Here is a 21428-nt window from a genome sequence, read left to right as displayed (position 1 = left end):
GTCAAGTCAGGCGCGTTCAGTCCGTGAGGGGGATCGCGCCGTCCATCAGGAGCAAACCCATGCCTTCGTTCGACGTAGTGTCGGAACTGGACAAGCACGAACTGACCAACGCGGTCGACAATGCCATCAAGGAACTCGAGCGGCGCTTCGACCTGCGCGGCAAGTGCAGCATCGAAAGCAAGGACAAGACCATCACCCTGACCGCCGAAGCCGAGTTCATGCTCGAGCAGGTACTCGACATCGTCCGCGCCAGCCTGATCAAGCGCAAGATCGACGCGCAGTGTATGGAAGCCAAGGACCCCTATGCCTCCGGCAAGGTGATGAAGCAGGAAGTGACCTTCCGCGAGGGCATCGACAAGGAGCTGGCGAAGAAGATCGTCGCCCACATCAAGGACAGCAAGCTCAAGGTGCAGGCCGCCATCCAGGGCGAGCAGGTACGTGTCACCGGCAAGAAGCGCGACGACCTGCAGGAGGCGATTGCCGCCCTGCGTGGCAAGGAGTTCGGCATGCCGCTGCAGTACAACAACTTCCGCGACTGACCTCGCGGGGGGAACCTCCGGCGCCGCGTGCGCGTCCCAGCTGTACACCTTTCACCGCCATGGCCCGCCATGGCGGTGTCGTTTCAGCTGTCGGAAAAGGAGTGCACCCATGCAATTCGACTACGAGGAGATCGTCCGCCTGTCCCAGGCCTGGCTGCCGGTGGTGCTGGAGTACAGCGGCAAGCTGACCCTGGCCCTGATCACCCTGGTTGTTGGCTGGTGGTTGATCAATCGCCTGACCTCACGCCTCGCGCAACTGATGCGGCTGCGCAAGGTGGATGCGGCGCTGACCGGCTTCATCGGCAGCCTCGCCAATATCGTGCTCAAGGTGCTGCTGGTGGTCAGCGTGGCCTCCATGATCGGCATCTCCACCGCCTCGTTCATCGCCGCCATCGGTGCTGCCGGCCTGGCCATCGGCCTGGCCCTGCAGGGCAGCCTGGCCAACTTTGCTGGCGGCGTGCTGATCCTGCTGTTCCGCCCGTTCCGCATCGGCGACTGGATCGAGGCGCAGGGGCAGTCGGGGACGGTGGACAGCATCCAGATCTTCCACACCGTGCTGCGCACCGGCGACAACCGCACGGTGATCCTGCCCAACGGCGCGCTGTCCAACGGCCCGATCATCAACACCTCGCGCCAGGCCACGCGGCAGATCGTGTTCGATGTGAAGGTGGACTACGACAGCGACCTGCAGAAGGCCCAGCAGGTGCTGCGGGAGATGGCCGAGGACCCGCGGGTGCGCCGCGAGCCGCCGCCTGCGGTGGTGGTCGCGGGGCTGGGCGAGACCTTCATCACCCTGTCTCTGCGGGTATGGACGGCCAATTCGGACTATTGGCCGGTGACCTTCAGGTTCAACGAGGAAGTGCGCGACCGTCTACGCGAGGTGGGTGTGGATATCGCCGTGCCGGGGCTGGTGGCGCGCACGGTGGCGACGCCGGCCTCAGCCTGATTCGCCCTGGCGCTGCGGGGTTTCGGGCTCGGCCAGGGCCGGGCCGGCGCCCTGCTTGCGCCATTGCATCAGGATCAGGATCAGCGTGGGGATGCCAAGCAGCGCGGTGACCAGGAAGAACTGGCCGTAGCCGACCTTCTCCACCATCACCCCGGAATAGCCGCCGACCAGGCGCGGTAGCAGCAGCATGATGGAGCTGAGCAGCGCGTATTGGGTGGCGGAGAACTTCAGGTTGGTCAGGCTCGACAGGTAGGCGACGAATGCCGCTGTGGCCAGGCCGGAGCTGAGGTTGTCGAGGGTGATGGTCACCACCAGCATCAGCATGTGCGGGTCGAGCGCCCACAGCAGGTGGCTGACCGTCTGCTCGGCATAGGCCGCCGGCTCGTGCACCGCGCCCAGGCCGGACAGGGTGGCGAACAGCAGGTTGGTACCGGCCGAGGCGGCGCCGCCCAGCAGCAGGATCGGCATGATGCCGAAGCGCACGATCAGCAGGCCGCCGAGGGCCGCGCCGAGCAGGGTCATGATCAGGCCGAACAGCTTGCTGACGCTGGCGATCTGGCTCTTGGCGAAGCCCATGTCGATATAGAAGACGTTGGCCATCACGCCCATCACCGTATCGGACATGCGATAGGTGGCGATCAGCCCGAGCAGCAGCAGCGCCTGCCAGCGGTAGCGCAGGATGAAGTCGTTGACCGGGGTGAGCACCGGCGCCAGGCTGCTGCGGCCCATGCGTGACAGGCACACACCGGTGAGAATGGCGTAGAGGCCGAAGCGCATGAAGGCGCGATCGTCGCGGATCAGTTCGACCAGGCTGACGTCGCCGCTCAATACCAGGAACACGTCGCTGCGGAAGAACTGGGTGAACATCGCCGGCACCGAGATCAGCAGTACGATCAGCACCATGACCGAGGCCAGCTGGCGGTACAGGCCGTAGCGCGCCGCGGCCATCTGGGTCTGCAGCGGCACCGGCGGTTCGCGCATCCACAGGGTGGTGATCACGCCCGGCAGCATCAGCATGGCGAACAACAGGTAGGTGCTGGCCCAGGCGCCGTGCTGGTAGCCAGCGCCAGGGGTGCCGAACCAGCCGGCGAAGTACAGGGCGCCGGCGGTGGCGAGCAGGGCGGCGACGCGATAGCCGGCCATGTAGCTGGCGGCCAGGGCGGCCTGGCGGTTGTCGTCGACGATTTCCAGGCGGTAGGCATCCACCGCGATGTCCTGGGTGGCCGAGGCGAAGGCCACGACCACGGCCACGCCTATCAGCCACGACAGGTGTTGCTGTGGATCGCACAGGGCCATGCCAATCAGGCCGAAGGCCACCAACCCTTGGGACAGTACCAGCCAGGAACGGCGGCGGCCGAGGCGGCCGAGCAGCGGCAGGCGCCATTGGTCGAGCATCGGCGCCCAGACCCATTTGAAGGCGTAGGCCAGGCCGATCAGGCTGGCGTAGCCGATGGTCTGGTGGGTCACCCCGGCCTCGCGCAGCCACACCGAGAGGGTGGAGAACACCAGCATGTACGGCAGGCCTGCGGCAAAGCCCAGCAGCAGCAGGGCCAGGGTGGCCGGGTGGGCATAGGTGGCTAGGGCGGCGCGCCAGGTTCTACGGGGCATGAGGCGTTCGGCTACGGACATGGCAAAGGGCGCACTCTAGGGGCTGTTGTCGTTTCGGTGCAAGCCGCGGCTGTAGCGAAACGACAACAGCCCCTAGTTGTTCGGCTCCATCGGATGCCAGCCGTGGCGGCGCATGTCGACGCGATCATTGCGGATGGTCAGCCCCTCGGCGCGCAGGCGCGCGCGTTGTTCCTCGCCCGATGCGGTGCCAGCGGCCAGGCTGAGTCGGCCACCAGCGCCGAGTACGCGATGCCAGGGCAGGCGGGTATCCTCGGGGAGCTGGCTGAGGGTGCGACCGACCCAGCGCGCCGCGCGGCCGAGGCCGGCCAGGGCGGCCAGTTCGCCGTAGCTGGTCACCTTGCCGGCGGGTATCTGCGCCAGTACCAGATAAAGCGCCGCGCGGCGGCCCTCTGGACTTGCCGTGGGTGCCAGGGCTGGGGCATGTTCTGGCTCGTCGCCTCGTCCCTTCTTCGGTGGTTTGGCCATGTTGCGCGTCCTGCTGTCCTGTGTGTTGCTGAGCCTGGCTTGCCCCGTCGTCGCCGATACGGTGTGGCTGAACAATGGCGATCGTCTGACAGGCGAGATACTGCTGCTCGATGGCGGCAAGCTGGCGTTGAAGACCAAGTATGCCGGCAAGGTGCTGATCGACTGGAAGGATATCTCCACCCTCAACGCCGACAAACCTATGATGCTGCGCCGCGACGGTCTGGACAGCGAGAGCAGCGAGCAGTTGCGCGCTGCCGGTCCAGGCAAGGTCAAGGTGGTCAATGGCCAGGAGCGGGAAATCGCCCTGACGAGCATCTCGCGTCTGGTACCGCCGCGCCCGCTGCTCAAGGATCGCATCTGGGAGGGCAATCTGGACGCCAAGCTGGATCTGGAGCGCAACCAGGACCGTACCGATGAGTGGAAGCTCAAGGGCAACACTCGCGTCGAGCATGGCCGCTGGCGGCATGTGCTGCGTGGCGAGCTGGAGCACGAGAAGGAGAACGGCGAGAAGACCGAGGATAACTGGGAGCTGGAATACGACCTCGACCGCTTCTTCACCGATCACTGGTTCTGGCGGGGCAGCTACGAGCAGGACGAGGACCAGTTCGAGGATATCTACCGCCAGCGCATCTATGGCACCGGCCCCGGTTACCGCTTCTGGGACAACGAGCTGGGGCGGCTGGATGTGATCACCCAGTTCAATCGCATCGAGCTGTACAGCCGCTACGGCGACGTGAACTTCGACAGCTGGTCGGTGGAGTGGGACTACAAGCGCCTGCTCTGGGGCACCCGCCTGGAGTTCTACACCACCGCCCAGCTGCAGGTGCCGCAAATCGACGCGATCGACTACGTGCTCGATAGCGAGGCAGGGCTGCGCTACCACCTCAATGACTGGGCGCGGCTGTCGCTGCTGTACGAGCTGGACCAGATTCGCGGGCTGGGTACCACGGCCTCTGATCGCCACTATCTGATCGGCCTGGGTGTGGGCTGGTAGTCGAACGGGCTGAACTCAAGGGGCGTTTTGCCGGTCTGTGCTTGCTCAGCTGGTGTGCATCCGGATAATGCGCGCCTTTTTCCAGTACCAGCCTGACCGTGCCTATGAAATCGCTTCGCTCCCTGCTTTGCCTGGCCGTTTGCGCCGCCTCCACGCCGCTGCTCGCCGACACCGTCTGGCTGAAGAGCGGTGACAAGATCACCGGTACCATCCAGTTGCTCGACAGCGGCAAGCTGCTGCTGAAGACCGACTTCGCCGGCACCATCACCCTCGACATGAAGAAGGTCGCCACGCTGGAGAGCGATCAGGCGCTGCTGGTCAAGCAGGACGACTTCGTTGGCGAGCACGCGAAGTCGCTGAGGCCCGCAGGGCAGGGCCAGGTCGAACTGGTCAACGGCGAGGCGCCCAAGGTGGTGGACCTGGCCTCGATCAGCCAGATGATGCCGCCCAAACCGCTGGTGCAGGACCTGGCCTGGACCGGCACGCTGGACTTCTCGGCCGATTACAAACGCGCCGCCAACGACGTCAAGGACTACAACATCGACCTCGATACCAAGGCCCGCCACGGCGCCTGGCGCCATGGCATTACCGCCGAGTATGACCATGAGACCAAGGACAACGAGCGCAAGACCGACCGGACGGAGTTGGGCTACGACCTCGACCGTTTCTTCACGCAGAAATTCTTCTGGAAGGGCCAGCTGAAATACACCCACGACCGTATCGAGGACCTGGAAACCCAGCGCACCATCGGTACCGGTCCCGGTTACCAGTTCTGGGATGACGAGCTAGGTGCCTTCTCCCTCGCCGGCCTGCTCAACCGCAACGACTATGTGTTCGCCGATGGCAGCACCGAGCACTTCACCTCGGCCACCAGCAAGTGGGACTACAAGCGCTACCTGTATGGCAAGAACCTGGAGATCTACACCCAGGGTGAGGTGGGCGCTCCCTTCATCGACTCGGTCGACTACACCATCGATAGCGAGGCCGGTGTGCGCTACAAGCTGAACAGCTGGGCGGCCCTCAGCCTCAAGGCCGAGTGGGACAAGGTCGCCAGCGAGTACGGCGACACCAACGAGCGCCGCTACATGATCGGCCTGGGTGTGGGCTGGTAAGACGCTCGGCTACCTGCCGCCTTCCGTTCTGGAGGGCGGTCTTTTCATCTGATCTGAAATTCGCTCTCTTCGCGCAGCAAAGCTGCTGATGCGGTGGCTCGCGGCGCCGGCTAAAAGTTGCGGGCAAAAAAAGACCCGGCAAATTGCCGGGTCAATAACCGTGATTAGCCTGATGAGGAGATAATCTGAAGAGTCCGACTGCTGTGGTCTCTTGAGCTTATCGGCTGATCTCGCGACCAGTTGAGGTAATAATAACAATTCTCATTTTCTAGTCAACACCTGGATGAGAATTATTTTCGACTAGTTGGCAAAACACCCACGCAAAGAAAACCCCGGCCATGGCCGGGGTTTGTCGTTACAGCCCTGCGTGACTCAGCTTTGTGGCAGCTGGGTACGCAGCTGAGTGACTTCCTTGTTCAGCAGGTCGATGCGCCGCGCCATGCTCTCGATCAGGCTGTGGGCGATGCGGGGGTTGCTCTGCATCAGGCTGAGGAACTGGTCCTTGGGAATGACCATGACGGTGCAGGGCTCGCTGGCGATCACCGTGGCGCTGCGCTTCTCGCGGGTGAACACGGCCATGGCGCCGAAGATTTCGTCTTTCTGCACGTCGCCGACCTTCTGGCCATCGACATGGGCCTCGGCATGGCCTTCGATGATCACGAACACGTGGTCGGCATCGTCGCCTTGGTGGATCAGTTCCTCGCCGGCGGCGAAGTGCTGGAAGCCGGTGGCCGGGCGAATTTCCGGCTGCTTGAGGCGGGCCAGTGCATCCGAGAGCAGGGCGGTGTGGCCGATCAGGTACTGGATGAACAGTTCCTGGCGCTGCTCGCTGGTGTAGATGTGTTTGAACACGTCGGTGCGCGCATAGGGCACCAGGGTCAGGTGTTCTTCGCTGCTGTAGCGGCAGCTGGGCAGGTCGATGCCCTGGCGCAGGCCGACCAGGTCGCCTTCCTGCAGGTAGAACAGCGGGCGTTCGTCGACCTGGGCGTGCAGCAGGCCATTCTCGATGATGTACAGCTGATTGCCGGGAAGGATCTTGGCCAGATCCTCGACCTGCTCGAGGCGCAGGGGCGAGCCGCTGGGCTGCAGCCCTTCGAGCAGTTGTGCGGGAATGCTCTGCAGGCGTTGGATCAGCTGGTCGGCGTAGGCCGGTTGCTCCCCGAGTAGGTACATGTCGGTAATTCCTTGAACTGGCTGGGCTGACGATAAGGCACGCAGAGTGCGGCAACAATAGGTTGCGGCGTGATGCAGGTAAATGCCGCAGCTCGGAGGTTGTGAGCTAGCTCTTGTTGCGCGGCACTCGCTCGTCCAGCTGGCCGTTCAGGCTGTCCTTGATGCCTGGTGGCAGATCGTTCCAGTGTACGTCGAGCAGAGCGCCTTCTATGGCGTAGAGCAGAACCTTGGATGCACGAAAACCACGCGCGCGTACGGCCCGGTAGGCATCGACGGAGCCCAGCCGGCGCAGATCATTGGCGCTGTGGATGCCGACCGCGTGCAGCCACTGCGCTGAGGTCTTGCCCAGGTTCTTCAGGTGTTGCAGCTCATCATTCATGGCGCCTCCTTGCCTTGGTCATGAGGGCGTGCCGGGAAGCCTGCGAGAAAGTGTAGCGGCCATCGCACAAAACGCTTTTGCTGCCCGTCGCCCCAGGCCTTCAGCAGCCTGGGCAGCAGGTCCTGCAACGGGTCGCGCCCGCTGGCTTGTTCCAGCTTCTGCACTGCGGACCAGGTGCTCAGATAGCCGACCAGCTGTTGCAGATCCCACTCCAATTCGATGGCGAAGGCCGGTACCTGGATGCGTGCAAAAGGCGGCTGGATGTCGCTGTATCCCGCGTCGACGCTGGTTCGGCCGGCCGGCCAGTAGCCGTTCAGGGTGTTCCAGTAGAAGTCATCAAGCACGGCGTCCAGTGCATCGTCGATGCGCAACAGGCTGTAGCACCAGGCACAGAGCAGCCCATCGGGCCTGAGCAGGCGGCGTGCTTCAGCGAAGAAGTCAGGAGTGGCGAACCAGTGCAAGGCCTGGGCTACGACGATCAGGTCGAGGCTGGCGTCGGCCAGGGGCTGGGCACTGGCGTCGGCGGCAAAACAGTCGACGCCCTGCAGATCGGGGGCGGCCTGCAGTTGCTCGGGGCTGCCATCGCAGGCCAGCACATGGCGAAAGTGGCCGAGCAGCGGGCGGCTGGCCTGGCCATTGCCGCAGGCGATGTCCAGTGCCCGTTCATGGCTAGTGCAGTTGCTGGCCAGCCAGTCGAACAGGGCGGAGGGGTATTGCGGGCGGAAGCTGGCATAGGCGCCGGCGCGGTTGCCGAACAGGCGGGCGATCTCGCTCATGGGGACTCTGGATCAGGTGGGGCGGTAGCGCATGCGGGTGCCGAACTGCATGGAGAGCAGGATTTCGTCTGCGCTCAGCTGTACAGGAAAGTACGCGCCGGAGATCTGCGCATGGGCGATGCTGGCGCCCTCCAGGTTGGACTCGCGCAGGTCGAGGCCGCGCAGGTCAGCACCGCGGAAGTAGGCGTCGGTGAAGTCGATACGGTTGGCGTCCAGCAGGCGCAGGTCGAGGCCGCGCAGATCGGCGCCGCGCAGGTCGACGGAGCCATCGTGGGGCTTCTGCTTGTTGAACTCGGCGACCTTCTCATCGTGCAGCAGACGATAGAGCGGATTTTCCAGCTGGCGGGGTTGGTTCATGGGGTGCCTCCATTCAGGGCCTGCCGGCAGTATAGACAGGCCCTGAATGGTGCGGCTCAGAGCCCAGGCAGGCGCTGGCGAATGCTCTCGATCAGGCCGTCCAGGCTGGCCGCCTGGTGGGTGTCGACGCGGCGGCTGTGGGCCAGTTCGTCGGCATTGAGCTCGTCGCGGCTGGATTGCTGGGCCTGGATCACCTCGAGGGTAGCGTCGGAGGGGTCGGTGCCTTCGGCCTGGCGCTGTTCCAGCCAGGCGGCTATGACTTCTTGTGGCGCCTGGCAGTCCAGGATCAGGAAGGGCACGCCATTTTGTTCGGCGACCTGCCAGGCGGCGGAGCGCTGCTCGTGCTTGAGGTAGGCGGCGTCCAGTACCACCGGGAAGCCGGCGTGCAGGGCGCGCTCGGCCAGCTGGTGCAGGCGCTGGTAGGTGGCGGCGCTGGCCTCGGCGCTGTAGATGCCGCCGTTCAGGCTGCCTTTGGCTGCGGCCGGCTGCTTGCCGAACAGACGCTTGCGTTCAACGTCCGAGCGCAGGCGGATGGCGCCCAGGGCGTCCACCAGGCGCAGGGCGACCTGGCTCTTGCCCACCGCGGATACGCCGCTGGTGATGGCCAGGAACGGCGTGGGGATGGCGCTGTAGCTCTCGGCCAGGTTGGCGTAGTTGCGGTACTGGCGCAGGGTCGCGGCCTTCTGCACGGCATCGCTCTGGTGCGCCAGGCTGAACAGCGCGACCTTGGCCCGCACCAGGGCGCGGTGGGACTTGTACAGGTTGAGCAGTTCCAGCGCGTCGTAGTCGCCGCTGTGCTCCAGCCAGGCGCTGACGAAGCGTCGCGACAGTGTCTTGAGACCGCGGTCTTCCAGGTCCATGGCGAGGAAGGCGGCGTCCAGGGCGATGTCGATCAGGCGGAATTCTTCGTTGAATTCAATGCAGTCGAACAGCACGACTTCGCCGTCGAGCAGGGTGGCGTTGCCCAGGTGGATGTCACCGTGGCACTCGCGAATTGCCCCCATCTCTGCGCGCCTGGCCAGCAGCGGGGTCAGGCGAGCGATGCTGGCCTCGACCCAGGCTTCCAGGGCGTCGAGCTGGCGCAAGTCGGCGGCATCGGTGAGCAGCGGGCGGATCTGTTCGAAGTTCTGCCGCATCGGCGCGACGATGGCGTTCGGCAGGCTTAGCGGATGGTCGGTGGCCACGGTCGGCGTGCGGCCATGGAAGTCGGCGATCTGCTGGGCCAGGGCATCGATGTGTGCCGGGGTCAGCTCACCGCGACCCTGTACGGCGCTGAGCAGCTGGCTCTGCGGGAACTGACGCATCTTCAGTACGTACTCGATGGCCGGGCCTTCGCCGCCCAGTTGCGGCGCGCTTTCACTGCCGGTGATCGGCAGGACGTCTAGGTACAGGCCGTCGGTCAAGCGCTGGTTGAGGCGCAGTTCCTCGCCGCAGAAGTGCTGGCGTTTGTCCAGGTCGGTGAAGTCGAGGAAGCCGAAGTTGGCCGGCTTCTTGATCTTGTAGGCGAAGGGGCCGGTGAGCAGGACCCAGGAGATGTGCGTCTCGATTACCTGGAAGCCGTCCACCGGGTGAGGGTAGAGGGCGGGGTTCTGCAGCGCAGCAATCAGGGCTTGGCTCACGGTCTTTCCTTGCATTCTTGGAGTCGATAAGAGGCGGCATTATGGCCGCTGTGAGGCACTCTGCAAACCACTGGGACTCGCCTGTTGGGGCAGGGCAAAGTGCGTATAATGCCGCGCCATGACTCGTTCCCGTACCCCTCGCAAAGGCGCCAAGCGTCGCGCCGGCAGCCGTTCCTGGCTGGGCTGGCTATTCAAGTTGTCGCTGGTCGGCCTGGTGCTGCTGGCTGGCTTCGCCGTGTATCTCGATGCCGTGGTGCAGGAGAAATTCTCCGGCAAACGCTGGACTGTGCCGGCTAAGGTCTATGCCCGGCCGCTGGAGTTGTTCGTCGGCCAGAAGCTGAGCAAGGACGACTTCCTCACCGAGCTGGACGCCCTCGGCTATCGCCGCGAAGGCGCTGCCAATGGCCCGGGTGCGGCGGCGGTGAATGGCAATCTGGTCGATCTGCACACGCGCGGCTTCCAGTTCTACGAGGGCAACGAGCCGGCCCAGCGGGTGCGGGTGAAGTTCTCCGGCGACTACGTGGCCGGGCTGAACCAGGGTAGCGGCGCCAAGCTGGCGGTGGCGCGCATGGAGCCGTTGCTGATCGGCGGCCTGTACCCGGCGCACCACGAGGACCGCATCCTGATCAAGCTGGATCAGGTGCCGCCGTACCTGGTCGAGACCCTGGTGGCGGTGGAGGATCGCGAGTTCTTCAACCACTTTGGCGTATCGCCCAAGGGCATCGCCCGCGCGGTGTGGATCAACGCCAGCGCCGGCCAGCTGCGCCAGGGCGGCAGTACCTTGACCCAGCAGTTGGTGAAGAACTTCTACCTCACCAACGAGCGCAGCCTGACCCGCAAGCTCACCGAAGCCATGATGGCGGTGCTGCTGGAGCTGCACTACGACAAGCAGGAGATCCTCGAGGCCTACCTCAACGAGGTGTTCCTCGGCCAGGACGGCCAGCGCGCCGTGCATGGCTTCGGTCTGGCCAGCCAGTACTTCTTCAGCCAGCCGCTGGGCGAGCTCAAACTCGAGCAGGTGGCGTTGCTGGTGGGCATGGTCAAGGGGCCGACCTACTACAACCCGCGGCGTAATCCGGAGCGCGCGCTGGAACGCCGCAACCTGGTACTTGATCTGCTGGTGCAGCAGGGCGTGGTGACTGCCGAGGTCGCCGAGGCGGCTAAGCAGAAGCCGCTCGGTGTGACCAAGCGTGGCAGCCTGGCCGACAGCTCTTTCCCCGGTTTCCTCGACCTGGTCAAGCGCCAGCTGCGCGAGGACTACCGTGAGGAAGACCTGACCGAGGAAGGTCTGCGCATCTTCACCAGTTTCGACCCGATCCTGCAGCTCAAGGCTGAATCGGCGCTGGGCGAGACCTTCAAGCGCCTATCCGGTCGCCAGGGACTCGACGAGGTCGAGGCGGCGATGGTGGTGACCAATCCGGAAACCGGTGAAGTGCAAGCGCTGATCGGCAGCCGCCAGCCACGTTTCGCCGGCTTCAACCGAGTGCTGGATGCCAATCGCCCGATCGGTTCGCTGATCAAGCCTGCGGTCTACCTCACAGCGCTGGAGCGTCCCAGCCAGTACACGCTGACCAGTTGGCTGGAAGACACGCCCTTCTCGGTGAAGGGCCAGGACGGCCAGGTCTGGCGCCCGCAGAACTATGACCGTAAGGCTCACGGCACGATTTATCTGTATCAGGGCCTGGCCAACTCCTACAACCTGTCGACCGCCAAGCTCGGCCTGGAACTGGGCGTGCCCAACGTGCTCAAAACCCTCGAGCGTCTGGGTGTGAACAAGAATTGGCCAGCCTATCCGTCGATGCTGCTGGGCGCCGGCGCGCTGAGCCCGATGGAAGTGGCGACCATGTACCAGACCCTGGCCAACGGCGGCTTCAACACCCCGCTGCGCGGCATTCGCAGCGTGCTGGCTGCCGACGGTGAGCCGCTCAAACGTTACCCGTTCCAGATCCAGCAGCGCTTCGATCCGGGTGCCATCTACCTGGTGCAGAATGCAATGCAGCGGGTGATGCGCGAGGGTACCGGACGCTCGGTGTACAGCCAGTTGCCGGGTAATCTGACGCTGGCCGGCAAGACCGGGACCAGTAACGATTCACGCGATAGCTGGTTCGCTGGCTTCAGCCAGGACCTGCTGGCGGTGGTGTGGATGGGCCGTGACGACAATGGCAAGACACCGCTGACCGGTGCTACCGGTGCGCTGCAGGTGTGGACTGGCTTCATGAAGAAAGCCGATCCGTTGCCGCTGGACATGCCGATGCCGGATAACGTCGCATCGGCCTGGATAGACGCCTACAGCGGGCAGGGTTCCGCAGCTGGGTGCCCGAACGCGGTAGAGATTCCCTATATCCGTGGTAGCGAGCCGCCGCCCGGACAGCCTTGTGGCGTGTTGGATGCTCCGGCTGAAAACGTTATGGACTGGGTGCGCGGCTGGCTCAATTGATCCGCTTCGAGTGAGGAAATGAATGGCTAAGTGGTGGGTTACCGTAATGTTGGCTTCGGCAGTGCTGTCGGGTTGCTCCAGTGTGCCCAAGGGTTCGATTCCGGTGCAGGACTCGACCGGTAGTCTGCGCTCGGATGAGCAGGGCGCCTTTGCCGGCCGTGGTGGCGCAAGCACGCAGCCGCAGCAGCAGAGCCAGGCGCAGAGCCTGCCAGAAGACTCCGGGGTGGTGGTGATGGTGCCGGGTGGCGTGAGTTCGGCGCCTCTGGAGACCTACCCGGATGGCAGCAATGCCACTCCGTCGACCTACAATCCGGCGCCCATGAGCAGTGCGCCGATCTCCAGCGTTGGCGGCTACCAGGCTCCCAGCGTGCCGAGCATGCCCAGCGGCATTCCTTCCGGCGGTAGCCTGGCTGCCGATGAGCAGCTGGATGGCCCGGTGCTGGCGCTGCTCACCAGTGCCCAGCAGCAGCAAGGCAGCGGCGACCTAGACGGCGCTTCGTCCAGCCTGGAGCGCGCCCAGCGCATTGCCCCGCGCGAGCCGCAAGTACTCTATCGCCTGGCCGAGGTGCGGCTGGCTCAGGGCGATGCCGCTCAGGCCGAGCAGCTGGCGCGTCGTGGTCTGACCTACGCCAGTGGTCGCCCGGCGCTGCAGGCCAGCCTCTGGGGTTTGATCGCTCAGTCTCGCGAGCGTCAGGGTGATCCGGCAGGCGCCGCGCAGGCGCGCGAGCGAGCGCGGGTCAATCTGTGATGGATGTGCGCCTATCGCTGCTGGCCGATCAGTTGCTGCTGATCGAGCGTGAACTACGCGTACTGGACATGTGGTCGGTCGAGGCGCCCTCGGCCGAGGCGCTGGCCAGCCAGCAGCCGTTCTGCATCGATACCCTGGATTTCGAGGCGTGGCTGCAGTGGCTGTTCTTGCCGCGGATGAAGCAGTTGCTGGAATCGGGCGGCCCTCTGCCGACGGCATCCGGCATCCGCCCGCTGGCTGAGGAGCGCTTCAAGGGGCGTGACGCGGAAGTCGGTGCGCTGCTGGGAGCGCTGGGAGAGTTTGATCGATTGATCGGGAGCGCTCGCTGAGCGCTCCGTCGTTGCCAGTAGATTACTGGCAGTTTTCCTTGATCGCTGCTTCGCTCTTTGCGATACGCTCCTGGCGCTCTTCTTCGGTGAGGCGGCGCAGTTCGCCATTTTCCTCAACACGCAGGCGAGAGGTGGCGCGCATCTGCGCTAGGTCCTGGCGAGTGCTCTCGCAGTAGGCTTTTCGCTCTTTATCTTGCTTGGCAACCTGGTCTTTCGCCTCGCGATCCAGCTCTTCCTGTTTCTCGTCCTTGGCTTCGCTCTTTGGAGCTGGCGGCGGGGGAGGAGCTACCTTCGGCTGAGAAACATTGGGGTTCACAGTCGCAGATGATTGCCCCTCCGGCGGCTGCGAGCCGAAGTGTACGTTGCCCTGGCTATCCACCCATTTGTATATCTGGCCGGCAGTGGCTCCGGTGCTCAAGGCGAGCAGCACACTGCACGCGAGAATCATGCGACGCATGTCATTTCCTTTTTTCGGCAGCAAAACTTGCCCGTTACTATAACCAAAAGCTGCAAATCTTCATCCTGCGCCATGTCACAAGCCGGCAGGACAAGAAACTGTGAAGTGCGGCTTGACTTGGCGTTCAGTAATCCGAACAATCTGTGCTTCCTGCTGTTGTGAAGTCCGCCGCAAGCGTCCTTCAGCTCAGTGGAAAAAGGCGCTACCCGTGCCGACCCCCGTTACACCCGCAACGCGTTACCTCGCGCTGGGAAGGAAAGGCTCCGCAAGATTGGGCTCTTCCGTTACTCGTCACACAGACCCCTGCATCGCCCGCGACCACAGTCGCGCCTGTCTGTCGGCCGGTAATACCTACATCAAGGACCACTCGTTGTCGGGTGGTGATCTGGCGTTCTAGAGGTGAACAACGTGGAGCTTTTATCCGGCGCTGAAATGGTCGTCCGCTCGTTGCGTGACGAAGGCGTTAAGTACATCTATGGGTACCCGGGCGGTGCCCTCCTGCACATCTACGATGCCCTGTTCAAGGAACCGGAAGTTACCCACATCCTGGTTCGTCACGAGCAGGCTGCCACTCACATGGCCGACGGCTACGCCCGCGCCACCGGCAAGGCCGGCGTGGTGCTGGTGACTTCCGGCCCGGGGGCGACCAATGCCATTACCGGCATTGCTACCGCCTACATGGATTCCATTCCGATGGTGGTGCTGTCCGGCCAGGTGCCGAGCCGCATGGTGGGCACCGATGCCTTCCAGGAGACCGACATGGTCGGTATCTCCCGTCCCATCGTGAAGCACAGCTTCATCATCAAGCATCCTTCGGAAATCCCCGAAGTGATGAAGAAGGCTTTCTACATTGCTCAGTCCGGTCGCCCCGGTCCCGTGGTCGTGGATATTCCCAAGGACATGACCAATCCGGCCGAGAAATTCGAGTACAGCTATCCGAAGAAGGCCAAGCTGCGCTCCTACAATCCGGCTAGCCGTGGCCATTCCGGTCAGATCCGCAAGGCCGTGGAAATGCTCCTCGCCGCCAAGCGTCCGATCCTCTATTCCGGTGGCGGCGTGATCATGGGCAATGCTTCGGCGCAGCTCACCGAGCTGGCCAAGCTGCTCAATGTGCCGGTGACCAATACTCTGATGGGCCTCGGCGCCTTCCCGGGTGGCGACCGTCAGTTCGTCGGCATGCTCGGCATGCACGGCAGCTACACCGCCAACCTGGCGATGCACCACTCCGATGTGATCCTGGCTGTCGGCGCACGCTTCGATGACCGCGTGATCAACGGCGAGACCGCCGCCAAGTTCTGCCCGAACGCCAAGGTCATCCATATCGACATCGACCCGGCGTCGATCTCCAAGACCGTCAAGGCTGACATCCCGATCGTTGGCCCGGTGGACAGCGTGCTGACCGAAATGGTCGCCATCCTCCGCGAGATGGGTGAGACGCCGAACAAGGAAACCGTCGCCAGCTGGTGGAAGCAGATCGACGAGTGGCGCGGTGAAGGCCGCCTGTTCCCCTACAACGAAGGTGACGGCAGCATCATCAAGCCGCAGACCGTGATCGAAACCCTGTGGGAAGTGACCAAGGGCGACGCCTTCGTCAGCTCCGACGTTGGTCAGCACCAGATGTTCGCGGCCCAGTACTACCGCTTCAACAAGCCCAATCGCTGGATCAACTCCGGTGGCCTGGGCACCATGGGCTTCGGTCTGCCGGCGGCCATGGGCGTCAAGCTGAACTTCCCGGATGATGACGTGGCCTGCGTCACCGGCGAGGGCAGTATCCAGATGAACATTCAGGAGCTGTCGACCTGCCTGCAGTACGACCTGCCGGTGAAGATCATCAACCTGAACAACGGTGCGCTGGGCATGGTCCGCCAATGGCAGGACATGCAGTACAACAGCCGTTATTCGCACTCCTACATGGAGTCGTTGCCGGACTTCGTCAAGCTGGCTGAGTCCTATGGTCACGTGGGCATGCGCATCACCGACCTCAAGGACCTCAAGCCGAAGATGGAAGAGGCCTTTGCCCTGAAGAACCGTCTGGTGTTCCTCGACATCGCCGTGGATACCAGCGAGCACGTGTACCCGATGCAGATTCGCGAAGGTGCCATGCGTGACATGTGGCTGAGCAAGACGGAGCGGACCTGACCATGCGCCATATCATCTCCCTGTTGCTGGAAAACGAGCCAGGCGCCCTGTCGCGCGTGGTCGGTCTGTTCTCCCAGCGCAACTACAACATCGAAAGCCTGACCGTTGCGCCGACCGAGGACCCGACCCTGTCGCGTCTGACGCTGACCACCGCTGGCCACGATGACGTGATCGAGCAGATCACCAAGAACCTCAACAAGCTGATCGAAGTGGTCAAGCTGGTGAACTTGTCGGAAAGCGCGCACATCGAACGCGAGCTGATGCTGGTGAAGGTGAAGGCCACGGGCGCCCAGCGCGCCGAGGTCAAGCGCACCACCGACATCTTCCGCGGGCAGATCGTCGACGTGACCAGCAGCGTCTACACCATCCAGTTGGCCGGTACCAGCGAGAAACTGGACAGCTTCATCCAGGCCATCGGCACCGCGTCGATCCTGGAGACCGTGCGCAGCGGTGTCACTGGTATCGCCCGTGGCGACAAGGTCCTGAGCGTCTGATCGTCCTGTTGTAGAAAAAAGCCCCGCCTAGTGCGGGGCTTTTTATTTCTGGCGGTTCCAGAAAGCGGCGATCAGCGGATCCTTGAGGCGCTTCTGCAGGGCGAACAGGCCGATGTCGTAAGCGGTCAATGGCGGCTGTATGTCGTAGATGCGGATGCGCGCGGTCAGCGGGCTGTTGTCGAGCACGATCTGCGGTACCACGCCGATGCCGAACCCCAGGCTGACCATGCTGACGATGGCCTCGTTACCGCTGACCTGGGCATAGATGCGCGGTTTGATGTTGTGGCTCTTCAGCCAGCGGTCGGTGCGGGTGCGCGCGAGTCCCTCTTCCGAGAGGATCATCGGCACGTCTTTCCAGCTTTCCGCGCTGGGGTGTTTCAGCTGCTCGTCGCTGAGTAGCTGGGAGGACTGCGGGCCGATGAAGCGCAGCTCGGAGCGAGCGATGGGCTGGAATTCGACGTCGGCCGGCAAGCTGTCCGGGCGAGCACCGATGGCCAGGTCTTCCAGTTCCAGCTGCACGCGTTCGACGGCCTTGGCCGGGTCGCCGGTATGCAGCTTCATTTCGATGCGCGGGTAGTTCTGGCGAAAGCTGCTGAGGATGTCGTACAGAAAGCTGTAGCTAGCCGTGACCGAGCAATACAGCGAAAGCTCGCCGTGCAGAATCAACTGATCCTGCTTGAAGGTCTGGCGGATGGCCTGCCAGCCATTCATCACGTCCTGGGCGTATTGGCGAAACTGCTGCCCCTCGCGGGTCAGGCGCACCGAGCGGTTGTCGCGCAGGAACAGCGGTGCGCCGAGTTCGTCCTCGAGTTGCTTGATGCTGCGGCTGAGTGCGGAGGGGCTGACGTGCTGTTCGCGGCTGGTTTTGCCGAAGTGCAGGTTGTCTGCCAGAGAAAGAAAAAGCCTGAGGGCGTGGCTGTCCATAACTGTTTCATATATCGGCACGTTGTATTGCAAATATATCATTTTACGCAATGGTGAGGATCGCTTAAGGTGCTTCCGTAGCGGTGCTGAGCACCCACTCCATTCGATCCAGAAGAGCCAAGAACATGAAAGTTTTCTACGACAAAGACTGCGACCTCTCCATCATCCAGGGCAAGAAAGTCGCCGTTATCGGCTACGGCTCCCAGGGCCACGCTCAGGCGTGCAACCTGAAGGATTCCGGTGTTGACGTCACCATCGGTCTGCGTAAAGGCTCCGCAACCGTCGCCAAGGCCGAAGCCCATGGCCTGAAAGTCACCGACGTGGCTACCGCCGTCGCCAATGCCGACCTGGTCATGATCCTGACCCCGGACGAATTCCAGGGCCGTCTGTACAAGGACGAGATCGAGCCGAACATCAAGAAAGGCGCCACCCTGGCCTTCTCCCACGGCTTCTCGATCCACTACAACCAAGTTGTACCGCGTGCCGACCTCGACGTGATCATGATCGCGCCGAAAGCTCCGGGCCACACTGTACGTTCCGAGTTCGTCAAAGGCGGCGGCATCCCTGACCTGATCGCCATCTACCAAGACGCTTCCGGCAATGCCAAGAACGTCGCCCTGTCCTACGCCTGCGGCGTTGGCGGCGGCCGTACCGGCATCATCGAAACCACCTTCAAGGACGAGACCGAAACCGACCTGTTCGGCGAGCAGGCTGTTCTGTGCGGTGGTTGCGTCGAGCTGGTCAAGGCTGGTTTCGATACTCTGGTCGAAGCTGGCTACGCGCCGGAAATGGCCTACTTCGAGTGCCTGCACGAGCTGAAGCTGATCGTCGACCTGATGTTCGAAGGCGGCATCGCCAATATGAACTACTCGATCTCCAACAACGCCGAGTACGGCGAGTACGTGACCGGCCCGGAAGTCATCAACGCCGAATCCCGTCAGGCCATGCGCAACGCTCTGAAGCGCATCCAGGACGGCGAGTACGCCAAGATGTTCATCACCGAAGGCGCGGCCAACTACCCGTCCATGACTGCCTACCGCCGCAACAATGCCGCTCACGGCATCGAAGTGGTCGGCGAGAAACTGCGTGCGATGATGCCGTGGATCTCCGCCAACAAAATCGTCGACAAGACCAAGAACTAAGGTCTTTCGATGCTCGAAAAAGAACGCGGCTTAGGCCGCGTTTTTTTATGCGCGTAGCGGGCTTCTGGTATAAAGCCCACTTGTTTAGCCGTGCCACGGGCGAACCTGCTCAGGTGGTATCGGTCGAAGTCTCATCTAATCGCTGCAAGGTGTTGTTCATGAACGAACGTCCCGAGGATTCCAGCAAAGGCGCCGAGCCGGAGAGCCTGCTGCCCATCGATGAACATGTGGAGGAGGGCCAGGACGCCGAAGGTCGCAAGGTCCGCCACCGCGGCATCTACCTGCTGCCCAACCTGTTCACCACGGCCAACCTGTTTGCTGGCTTCTTCGCCATTGTCAGTGCCACCAACGGCAACTACGTCTCGGCGGCGATCGCCATTTTCGTCGCCATGGTGCTCGATGGTCTGGATGGACGCGTGGCGCGCCTGACCAATACGCAGAGCGCCTTTGGTGCCGAGTACGACTCGCTGTCCGACATGGTCGCCTTCGGCTTGGCGCCGAGCCTGCTGGCCTACAAATGGGCGCTGTCCGAGTTGGGTAATGTCGGATTGACCGTGGCCTTCATCTTCACTGCCTGTGCCGCCCTGCGCCTGGCGCGTTTCAACACGCAGATCGGCAAGATCGACAAGAAGTGGTTCATCGGTCTGGCCAGTCCGGCTGCAGCGGGCGTGGTTGCCGGTACTGTGTGGGCGCTGAAGGACTTCGACGTCGAGGGCGTCGATATGCCAGTGGTAGTGGTGATGCTGTTTGCTGCCCTGGTGGCTGCCGCGGGCATGCTGATGGTCAGCAACATCAAGTTCTACAGCTTCAAGGACCTGGACCTCAAAGGGCGCGTGCCTTTTGTCGCGATCCTCGCGGTAGTGCTTGTCTTCGCCGTGGTGTTCAGCGATCCGCCCCGCATCCTGCTGCTGATCTTCCTCGCTTACGCGGCTTCCGGTCCTGTGCAATATTTGTTGCAACTGCGCCGTCGCAAAGCGGTCGAGTGATGTAATTTCCTCGCGGCTCCGCAGTCTACTGGCGCATTCGATGTCCAGCTGCGGAGCCCGTCATGCTGATCAAAACCCCTCTCGCATCCGCCGCGCGCGAATGTGAAATCACTCCCGAAGCCATCTACCTCTCCCGACGTCGTTTCATGGCGGCAGCTGGCGGCGCCCTCGCGCTTGGAGCTTTTCCTGCGCATGCGGAAGCCGAGCGGTATGCGGATGTCGAGCCGGGATCGTTGCCGGGCTGGTTCGCTGAAAAACTGCCTAACGTGCATTGGCAGGCGGTTACCGCCGGCGAGGAGGCGCTGACGCCCTATGCGGACGCCACCCACTACAACAATTTCTACGAATTCGGCGCCAACAAGGGCGATCCGGCCCGCTACGCCGACAAACTGGAAGTCGAGCCCTGGACGGTGGTGATCGATGGCGAGGTAGCCAAGCCGGGGCCTGTCTCGCTGGAGCAGTTGGTGCAGCCCCATCGGCTTGAAGAGCGCATCTATCGCCTGCGCTGTGTCGAGGCTTGGTCGATGGTCATTCCCTGGTTGGGCTTCCCGCTGGCGGAGTTGCTCAAGCGGGCCGAGCCAACCGGCAATGCCAGGTATGTGCGCTTCGAGACCAGGCTGGCGCCTGAGCAGATGGCGGGGGTGCGCTCGGGCTTCTCGTTGATCGACTGGCCCTACGTCGAGGGGCTGCGCATGGATGAGGCGATGCATCCGCTCACGATCATGGCGGTTGGTCTGTATGGACGAACATTACCTAACCAGAACGGCGCACCGTTGCGTCTGGTGGCGCCGTGGAAGTATGGATTCAAGAGCATCAAGTCGATCGTGCGCATCAGTCTGGTCGCGGAGCAGCCAACCACTACCTGGGAAAGTTTGGCGCCCGACGAGTACGGCTTCTATGCCAACGTGAATCCTCAGGTAGATCATCCACGCTGGAGCCAAGCTACCGAGCGCCGCCTGCCTAATAGCCTGTTCAGTCCGAACGTCATCGATACTCGCCTGTTCAATGGTTATGACGAGGTGGCTTCTCTCTATAGTGGTCTCGATCTGCGGAAGCACTACTGATGCGTTACCGGTTATGGCGCGTCTTGGTCTTCGTGGTTGCGGCGGCTTTTCCCGTGGCCTGGTTGTACCAAGGGCTCATGCATCTTACGGGGCCTGACCCAGGCAAGGTGCTGGTGGACAACCTTGGCTTGGGGGCGCTTTTCCTGCTTCTACTGACCTTGAGCATGACGCCCATGCGCAAGCTTACGGGGTGGAGTGGTTGGATTGTGGTGCGTCGGCAGCTCGGGTTGTGGTGCTTCGCCTATGTTGTGCTGCATTTATCCGGCTATTTGCTATTCCTGCTCGGCTTGCGTCTGGATCGTTTCGTGGTCGACCTGGCTGAGCGGCCTTACATCATTGTTGGGGTATTGGCGTTTATCGGGCTGCTGCCGCTGGCGCTGACTTCGAATCGCTGGAGCCAACGTCGCCTGGGAATGCGCTGGAAGAAGCTGCATCGTCTGGTCTATCCGATTCTGGGGCTGGCGCTCCTGCACATGCTCTGGGTTGTGCGCTCCGATGCCGGCGAATGGGCTCTCTATGCAGCAGCTGGCGTGCTGCTTATGGTCCTGCGCCTACCGTTCATGGTCGTGCGATTAGAGGCCTTGAGTGTGAAGATGACGAAATCATTTCAGAAAAGAGTTGACTGGCGCGTGTGAACCCCTAGAATGCGCACCTGTTCCGGCGCGGCCTGATCTGAAAACTTCTTGATAAACAAGAAGTTAGACGAAATTAAGGGTTGC

22 protein-coding genes are annotated in these 21428 nt (G+C 62.9%); 13 read left to right on the top strand and 9 right to left on the bottom strand.

The features are described 5' to 3' along the window. Positions 1-59: 59 nt before the first annotated feature. Both IP89_RS08875 and IP89_RS08870 read left to right on the top strand, forming a co-directional pair. Positions 60-539, top strand: coding sequence for a YajQ family cyclic di-GMP-binding protein (locus IP89_RS08875; RefSeq protein WP_043309086.1), 480 nt, complete (start codon positions 60-62; stop codon positions 537-539). Positions 540-648: 109 nt separating this feature from the next. Continuing rightward, positions 649-1485 (top strand): mechanosensitive ion channel family protein, encoded by an 837-nt coding sequence (locus IP89_RS08870; protein WP_043309085.1) that lies wholly within the window; start codon positions 649-651, stop codon positions 1483-1485. On the opposite strand, the gene IP89_RS08865 is transcribed toward IP89_RS08870, so the two are convergent. After that, entirely contained in the window at positions 1477-3093 is a 1617-nt protein-coding gene (locus IP89_RS08865) for an AmpG family muropeptide MFS transporter (protein ID WP_043309210.1), read from the bottom strand. The two genes, IP89_RS08870 and IP89_RS08865, sit on opposite strands and share 9 nt — an antisense overlap. Before the next feature lie 93 nt (positions 3094-3186). Next, positions 3187-3579, bottom strand: a complete 393-nt coding sequence (locus IP89_RS08860; protein WP_052081006.1) for an MGMT family protein — start codon at positions 3577-3579, stop codon at positions 3187-3189. On the opposite strand from IP89_RS08860, the gene IP89_RS08855 reads away from it, so the two are divergent. Both IP89_RS08855 and IP89_RS08850 read left to right on the top strand, forming a co-directional pair. Next, on the top strand, positions 3578-4573 hold the full coding sequence (locus tag IP89_RS08855; RefSeq protein WP_043309084.1) for a DUF481 domain-containing protein: 996 nt from the start codon (positions 3578-3580) through the stop codon (positions 4571-4573). The two genes, IP89_RS08860 and IP89_RS08855, sit on opposite strands and share 2 nt — an antisense overlap. A gap of 104 nt (positions 4574-4677) precedes the next feature. Then, complete coding sequence (locus tag IP89_RS08850; protein ID WP_043309083.1) at positions 4678-5685, top strand: DUF481 domain-containing protein; 1008 nt, start codon at positions 4678-4680, stop codon at positions 5683-5685. Between the two features lie 372 nt (positions 5686-6057). Here IP89_RS08850 and IP89_RS08845 read toward each other — a convergent pair whose 3' ends face one another. The 5 genes from IP89_RS08845 to IP89_RS08825 form a co-directional block, all read right to left on the bottom strand. After that, positions 6058-6858, bottom strand: a complete 801-nt coding sequence (locus IP89_RS08845; protein WP_043309082.1) for a cyclic nucleotide-binding domain-containing protein — start codon at positions 6856-6858, stop codon at positions 6058-6060. Positions 6859-6964: 106 nt separating this feature from the next. Beyond that, positions 6965-7237, bottom strand: a complete 273-nt coding sequence (locus tag IP89_RS08840) for a TfoX/Sxy family protein (protein ID WP_043309081.1) — start codon at positions 7235-7237, stop codon at positions 6965-6967. Next, positions 7234-8013: a class I SAM-dependent methyltransferase gene (locus IP89_RS08835; protein ID WP_043309080.1), complete on the bottom strand. Its 780-nt coding sequence runs from the start codon at positions 8011-8013 to the stop codon at positions 7234-7236. The genes IP89_RS08840 and IP89_RS08835 overlap by 4 nt, the downstream gene beginning before the upstream one ends. 12 nt (positions 8014-8025) lie before the next feature. Then, a complete protein-coding gene (locus IP89_RS08830; protein ID WP_043309079.1) occupies positions 8026-8370 on the bottom strand; it encodes a pentapeptide repeat-containing protein in 345 nt (114 codons plus the stop codon). Positions 8371-8426: 56 nt separating this feature from the next. Further along, a complete protein-coding gene (locus IP89_RS08825) occupies positions 8427-9989 on the bottom strand; it encodes a bifunctional aminoglycoside phosphotransferase/ATP-binding protein (RefSeq protein WP_043309078.1) in 1563 nt (520 codons plus the stop codon). A gap of 118 nt (positions 9990-10107) precedes the next feature. On the opposite strand from IP89_RS08825, the gene mrcB reads away from it, so the two are divergent. The 3 genes from mrcB to IP89_RS08810 are packed head-to-tail and all read left to right on the top strand — an operon-like array spanning position 10108 to position 13503. Continuing rightward, positions 10108-12426 (top strand): penicillin-binding protein 1B, encoded by a 2319-nt coding sequence (mrcB, locus tag IP89_RS08820; RefSeq protein WP_043309077.1) that lies wholly within the window; start codon positions 10108-10110, stop codon positions 12424-12426. A 22-nt stretch (positions 12427-12448) separates the two neighbouring features. After that, positions 12449-13174 carry a tetratricopeptide repeat protein gene (locus IP89_RS08815; RefSeq protein ID WP_081963206.1) on the top strand — a complete coding sequence of 242 codons (726 nt, stop codon included), beginning with the start codon at positions 12449-12451 and terminating at the stop codon, positions 13172-13174. Continuing rightward, positions 13174-13503 carry a YqcC family protein gene (locus tag IP89_RS08810; protein ID WP_043309075.1) on the top strand — a complete coding sequence of 110 codons (330 nt, stop codon included), beginning with the start codon at positions 13174-13176 and terminating at the stop codon, positions 13501-13503. Before IP89_RS08815 ends, IP89_RS08810 begins: the two co-directional genes overlap by 1 nt. A 22-nt stretch (positions 13504-13525) precedes the next feature. Here the strand turns inward: IP89_RS08810 and IP89_RS08805 are convergent, their stop codons facing one another. Beyond that, on the bottom strand, positions 13526-13960 hold the full coding sequence (locus IP89_RS08805) for a DUF4124 domain-containing protein (protein ID WP_043309074.1): 435 nt from the start codon (positions 13958-13960) through the stop codon (positions 13526-13528). A 408-nt stretch (positions 13961-14368) separates the two neighbouring features. Between IP89_RS08805 and IP89_RS08800 the strand changes: the two genes are divergently transcribed. After that, entirely contained in the window at positions 14369-16099 is a 1731-nt protein-coding gene (locus IP89_RS08800; protein ID WP_043309208.1) for an acetolactate synthase 3 large subunit, read from the top strand. A gap of 2 nt (positions 16100-16101) precedes the next feature. Further along, on the top strand, positions 16102-16593 hold the full coding sequence (gene ilvN / locus IP89_RS08795) for an acetolactate synthase small subunit (RefSeq protein ID WP_043309073.1): 492 nt from the start codon (positions 16102-16104) through the stop codon (positions 16591-16593). A gap of 42 nt (positions 16594-16635) precedes the next feature. Here the strand turns inward: ilvN and ilvY are convergent, their stop codons facing one another. Further along, on the bottom strand, positions 16636-17517 hold the full coding sequence (gene ilvY, locus IP89_RS08790) for an HTH-type transcriptional activator IlvY (protein WP_043309072.1): 882 nt from the start codon (positions 17515-17517) through the stop codon (positions 16636-16638). A gap of 125 nt (positions 17518-17642) precedes the next feature. Between ilvY and ilvC the strand changes: the two genes are divergently transcribed. From ilvC to msrQ, 4 genes are all read left to right on the top strand, one after another. Further along, a complete protein-coding gene (gene ilvC, locus IP89_RS08785; protein ID WP_043309071.1) occupies positions 17643-18659 on the top strand; it encodes a ketol-acid reductoisomerase in 1017 nt (338 codons plus the stop codon). A 158-nt stretch (positions 18660-18817) separates the two neighbouring features. Beyond that, entirely contained in the window at positions 18818-19645 is an 828-nt protein-coding gene (gene pssA, locus IP89_RS08780) for a CDP-diacylglycerol--serine O-phosphatidyltransferase (protein WP_043309070.1), read from the top strand. A 62-nt stretch (positions 19646-19707) separates the two neighbouring features. Then, positions 19708-20709, top strand: a complete 1002-nt coding sequence (msrP, locus tag IP89_RS08775) for a protein-methionine-sulfoxide reductase catalytic subunit MsrP (protein ID WP_043309069.1) — start codon at positions 19708-19710, stop codon at positions 20707-20709. Then, the gene (gene msrQ / locus IP89_RS08770; protein ID WP_043309068.1) at positions 20709-21344 is read left to right on the top strand and encodes a protein-methionine-sulfoxide reductase heme-binding subunit MsrQ; all 636 of its coding nucleotides are present in this window, start codon (positions 20709-20711) and stop codon (positions 21342-21344) included. The genes msrP and msrQ overlap by 1 nt, the downstream gene beginning before the upstream one ends. The last annotated feature ends 84 nt before the right edge of the window (positions 21345-21428 follow it).

It is taken from the genome of Pseudomonas sp. ML96 (assembly GCF_000761545.1).
Lineage (GTDB): Bacteria > Pseudomonadota > Gammaproteobacteria > Pseudomonadales > Pseudomonadaceae > Aquipseudomonas.
This window is presented reverse-complemented; position numbering and strand designations above follow the sequence as displayed.

Bases quoted from the DNA above. Each gene is read 5' to 3' on its own strand.
- pssA (WP_043309070.1), top strand. From the start codon at position 18,818: ATGAACGAACGTCCCGAGGATTCCAGCAAAGGCGCCGAGCCGGAGAGC.
- ilvY (WP_043309072.1), bottom strand. From the start codon at position 17,517: ATGGACAGCCACGCCCTCAGGCTTTTTCTTTCTCTGGCAGACAACCTG.
- IP89_RS08815 (WP_081963206.1), top strand. From the start codon at position 12,449: ATGGCTAAGTGGTGGGTTACCGTAATGTTGGCTTCGGCAGTGCTGTCG.
- IP89_RS08835 (WP_043309080.1), bottom strand. From the start codon at position 8,013: ATGAGCGAGATCGCCCGCCTGTTCGGCAACCGCGCCGGCGCCTATGCC.
- IP89_RS08845 (WP_043309082.1), bottom strand. From the start codon at position 6,858: ATGTACCTACTCGGGGAGCAACCGGCCTACGCCGACCAGCTGATCCAA.
- IP89_RS08810 (WP_043309075.1), top strand. From the start codon at position 13,174: ATGGATGTGCGCCTATCGCTGCTGGCCGATCAGTTGCTGCTGATCGAG.
- IP89_RS08865 (WP_043309210.1), bottom strand. From the start codon at position 3,093: ATGCCCCGTAGAACCTGGCGCGCCGCCCTAGCCACCTATGCCCACCCG.
- IP89_RS08850 (WP_043309083.1), top strand. From the start codon at position 4,678: ATGAAATCGCTTCGCTCCCTGCTTTGCCTGGCCGTTTGCGCCGCCTCC.
- IP89_RS08875 (WP_043309086.1), top strand. From the start codon at position 60: ATGCCTTCGTTCGACGTAGTGTCGGAACTGGACAAGCACGAACTGACC.
- IP89_RS08855 (WP_043309084.1), top strand. From the start codon at position 3,578: ATGTTGCGCGTCCTGCTGTCCTGTGTGTTGCTGAGCCTGGCTTGCCCC.
- ilvC (WP_043309071.1), top strand. From the start codon at position 17,643: ATGAAAGTTTTCTACGACAAAGACTGCGACCTCTCCATCATCCAGGGC.
- msrP (WP_043309069.1), top strand. From the start codon at position 19,708: ATGCTGATCAAAACCCCTCTCGCATCCGCCGCGCGCGAATGTGAAATC.
- IP89_RS08840 (WP_043309081.1), bottom strand. From the start codon at position 7,237: ATGAATGATGAGCTGCAACACCTGAAGAACCTGGGCAAGACCTCAGCG.
- mrcB (WP_043309077.1), top strand. From the start codon at position 10,108: ATGACTCGTTCCCGTACCCCTCGCAAAGGCGCCAAGCGTCGCGCCGGC.
- ilvN (WP_043309073.1), top strand. From the start codon at position 16,102: ATGCGCCATATCATCTCCCTGTTGCTGGAAAACGAGCCAGGCGCCCTG.
- IP89_RS08805 (WP_043309074.1), bottom strand. From the start codon at position 13,960: ATGCGTCGCATGATTCTCGCGTGCAGTGTGCTGCTCGCCTTGAGCACC.
- IP89_RS08860 (WP_052081006.1), bottom strand. From the start codon at position 3,579: ATGGCCAAACCACCGAAGAAGGGACGAGGCGACGAGCCAGAACATGCC.
- msrQ (WP_043309068.1), top strand. From the start codon at position 20,709: ATGCGTTACCGGTTATGGCGCGTCTTGGTCTTCGTGGTTGCGGCGGCT.
- IP89_RS08870 (WP_043309085.1), top strand. From the start codon at position 649: ATGCAATTCGACTACGAGGAGATCGTCCGCCTGTCCCAGGCCTGGCTG.
- IP89_RS08830 (WP_043309079.1), bottom strand. From the start codon at position 8,370: ATGAACCAACCCCGCCAGCTGGAAAATCCGCTCTATCGTCTGCTGCAC.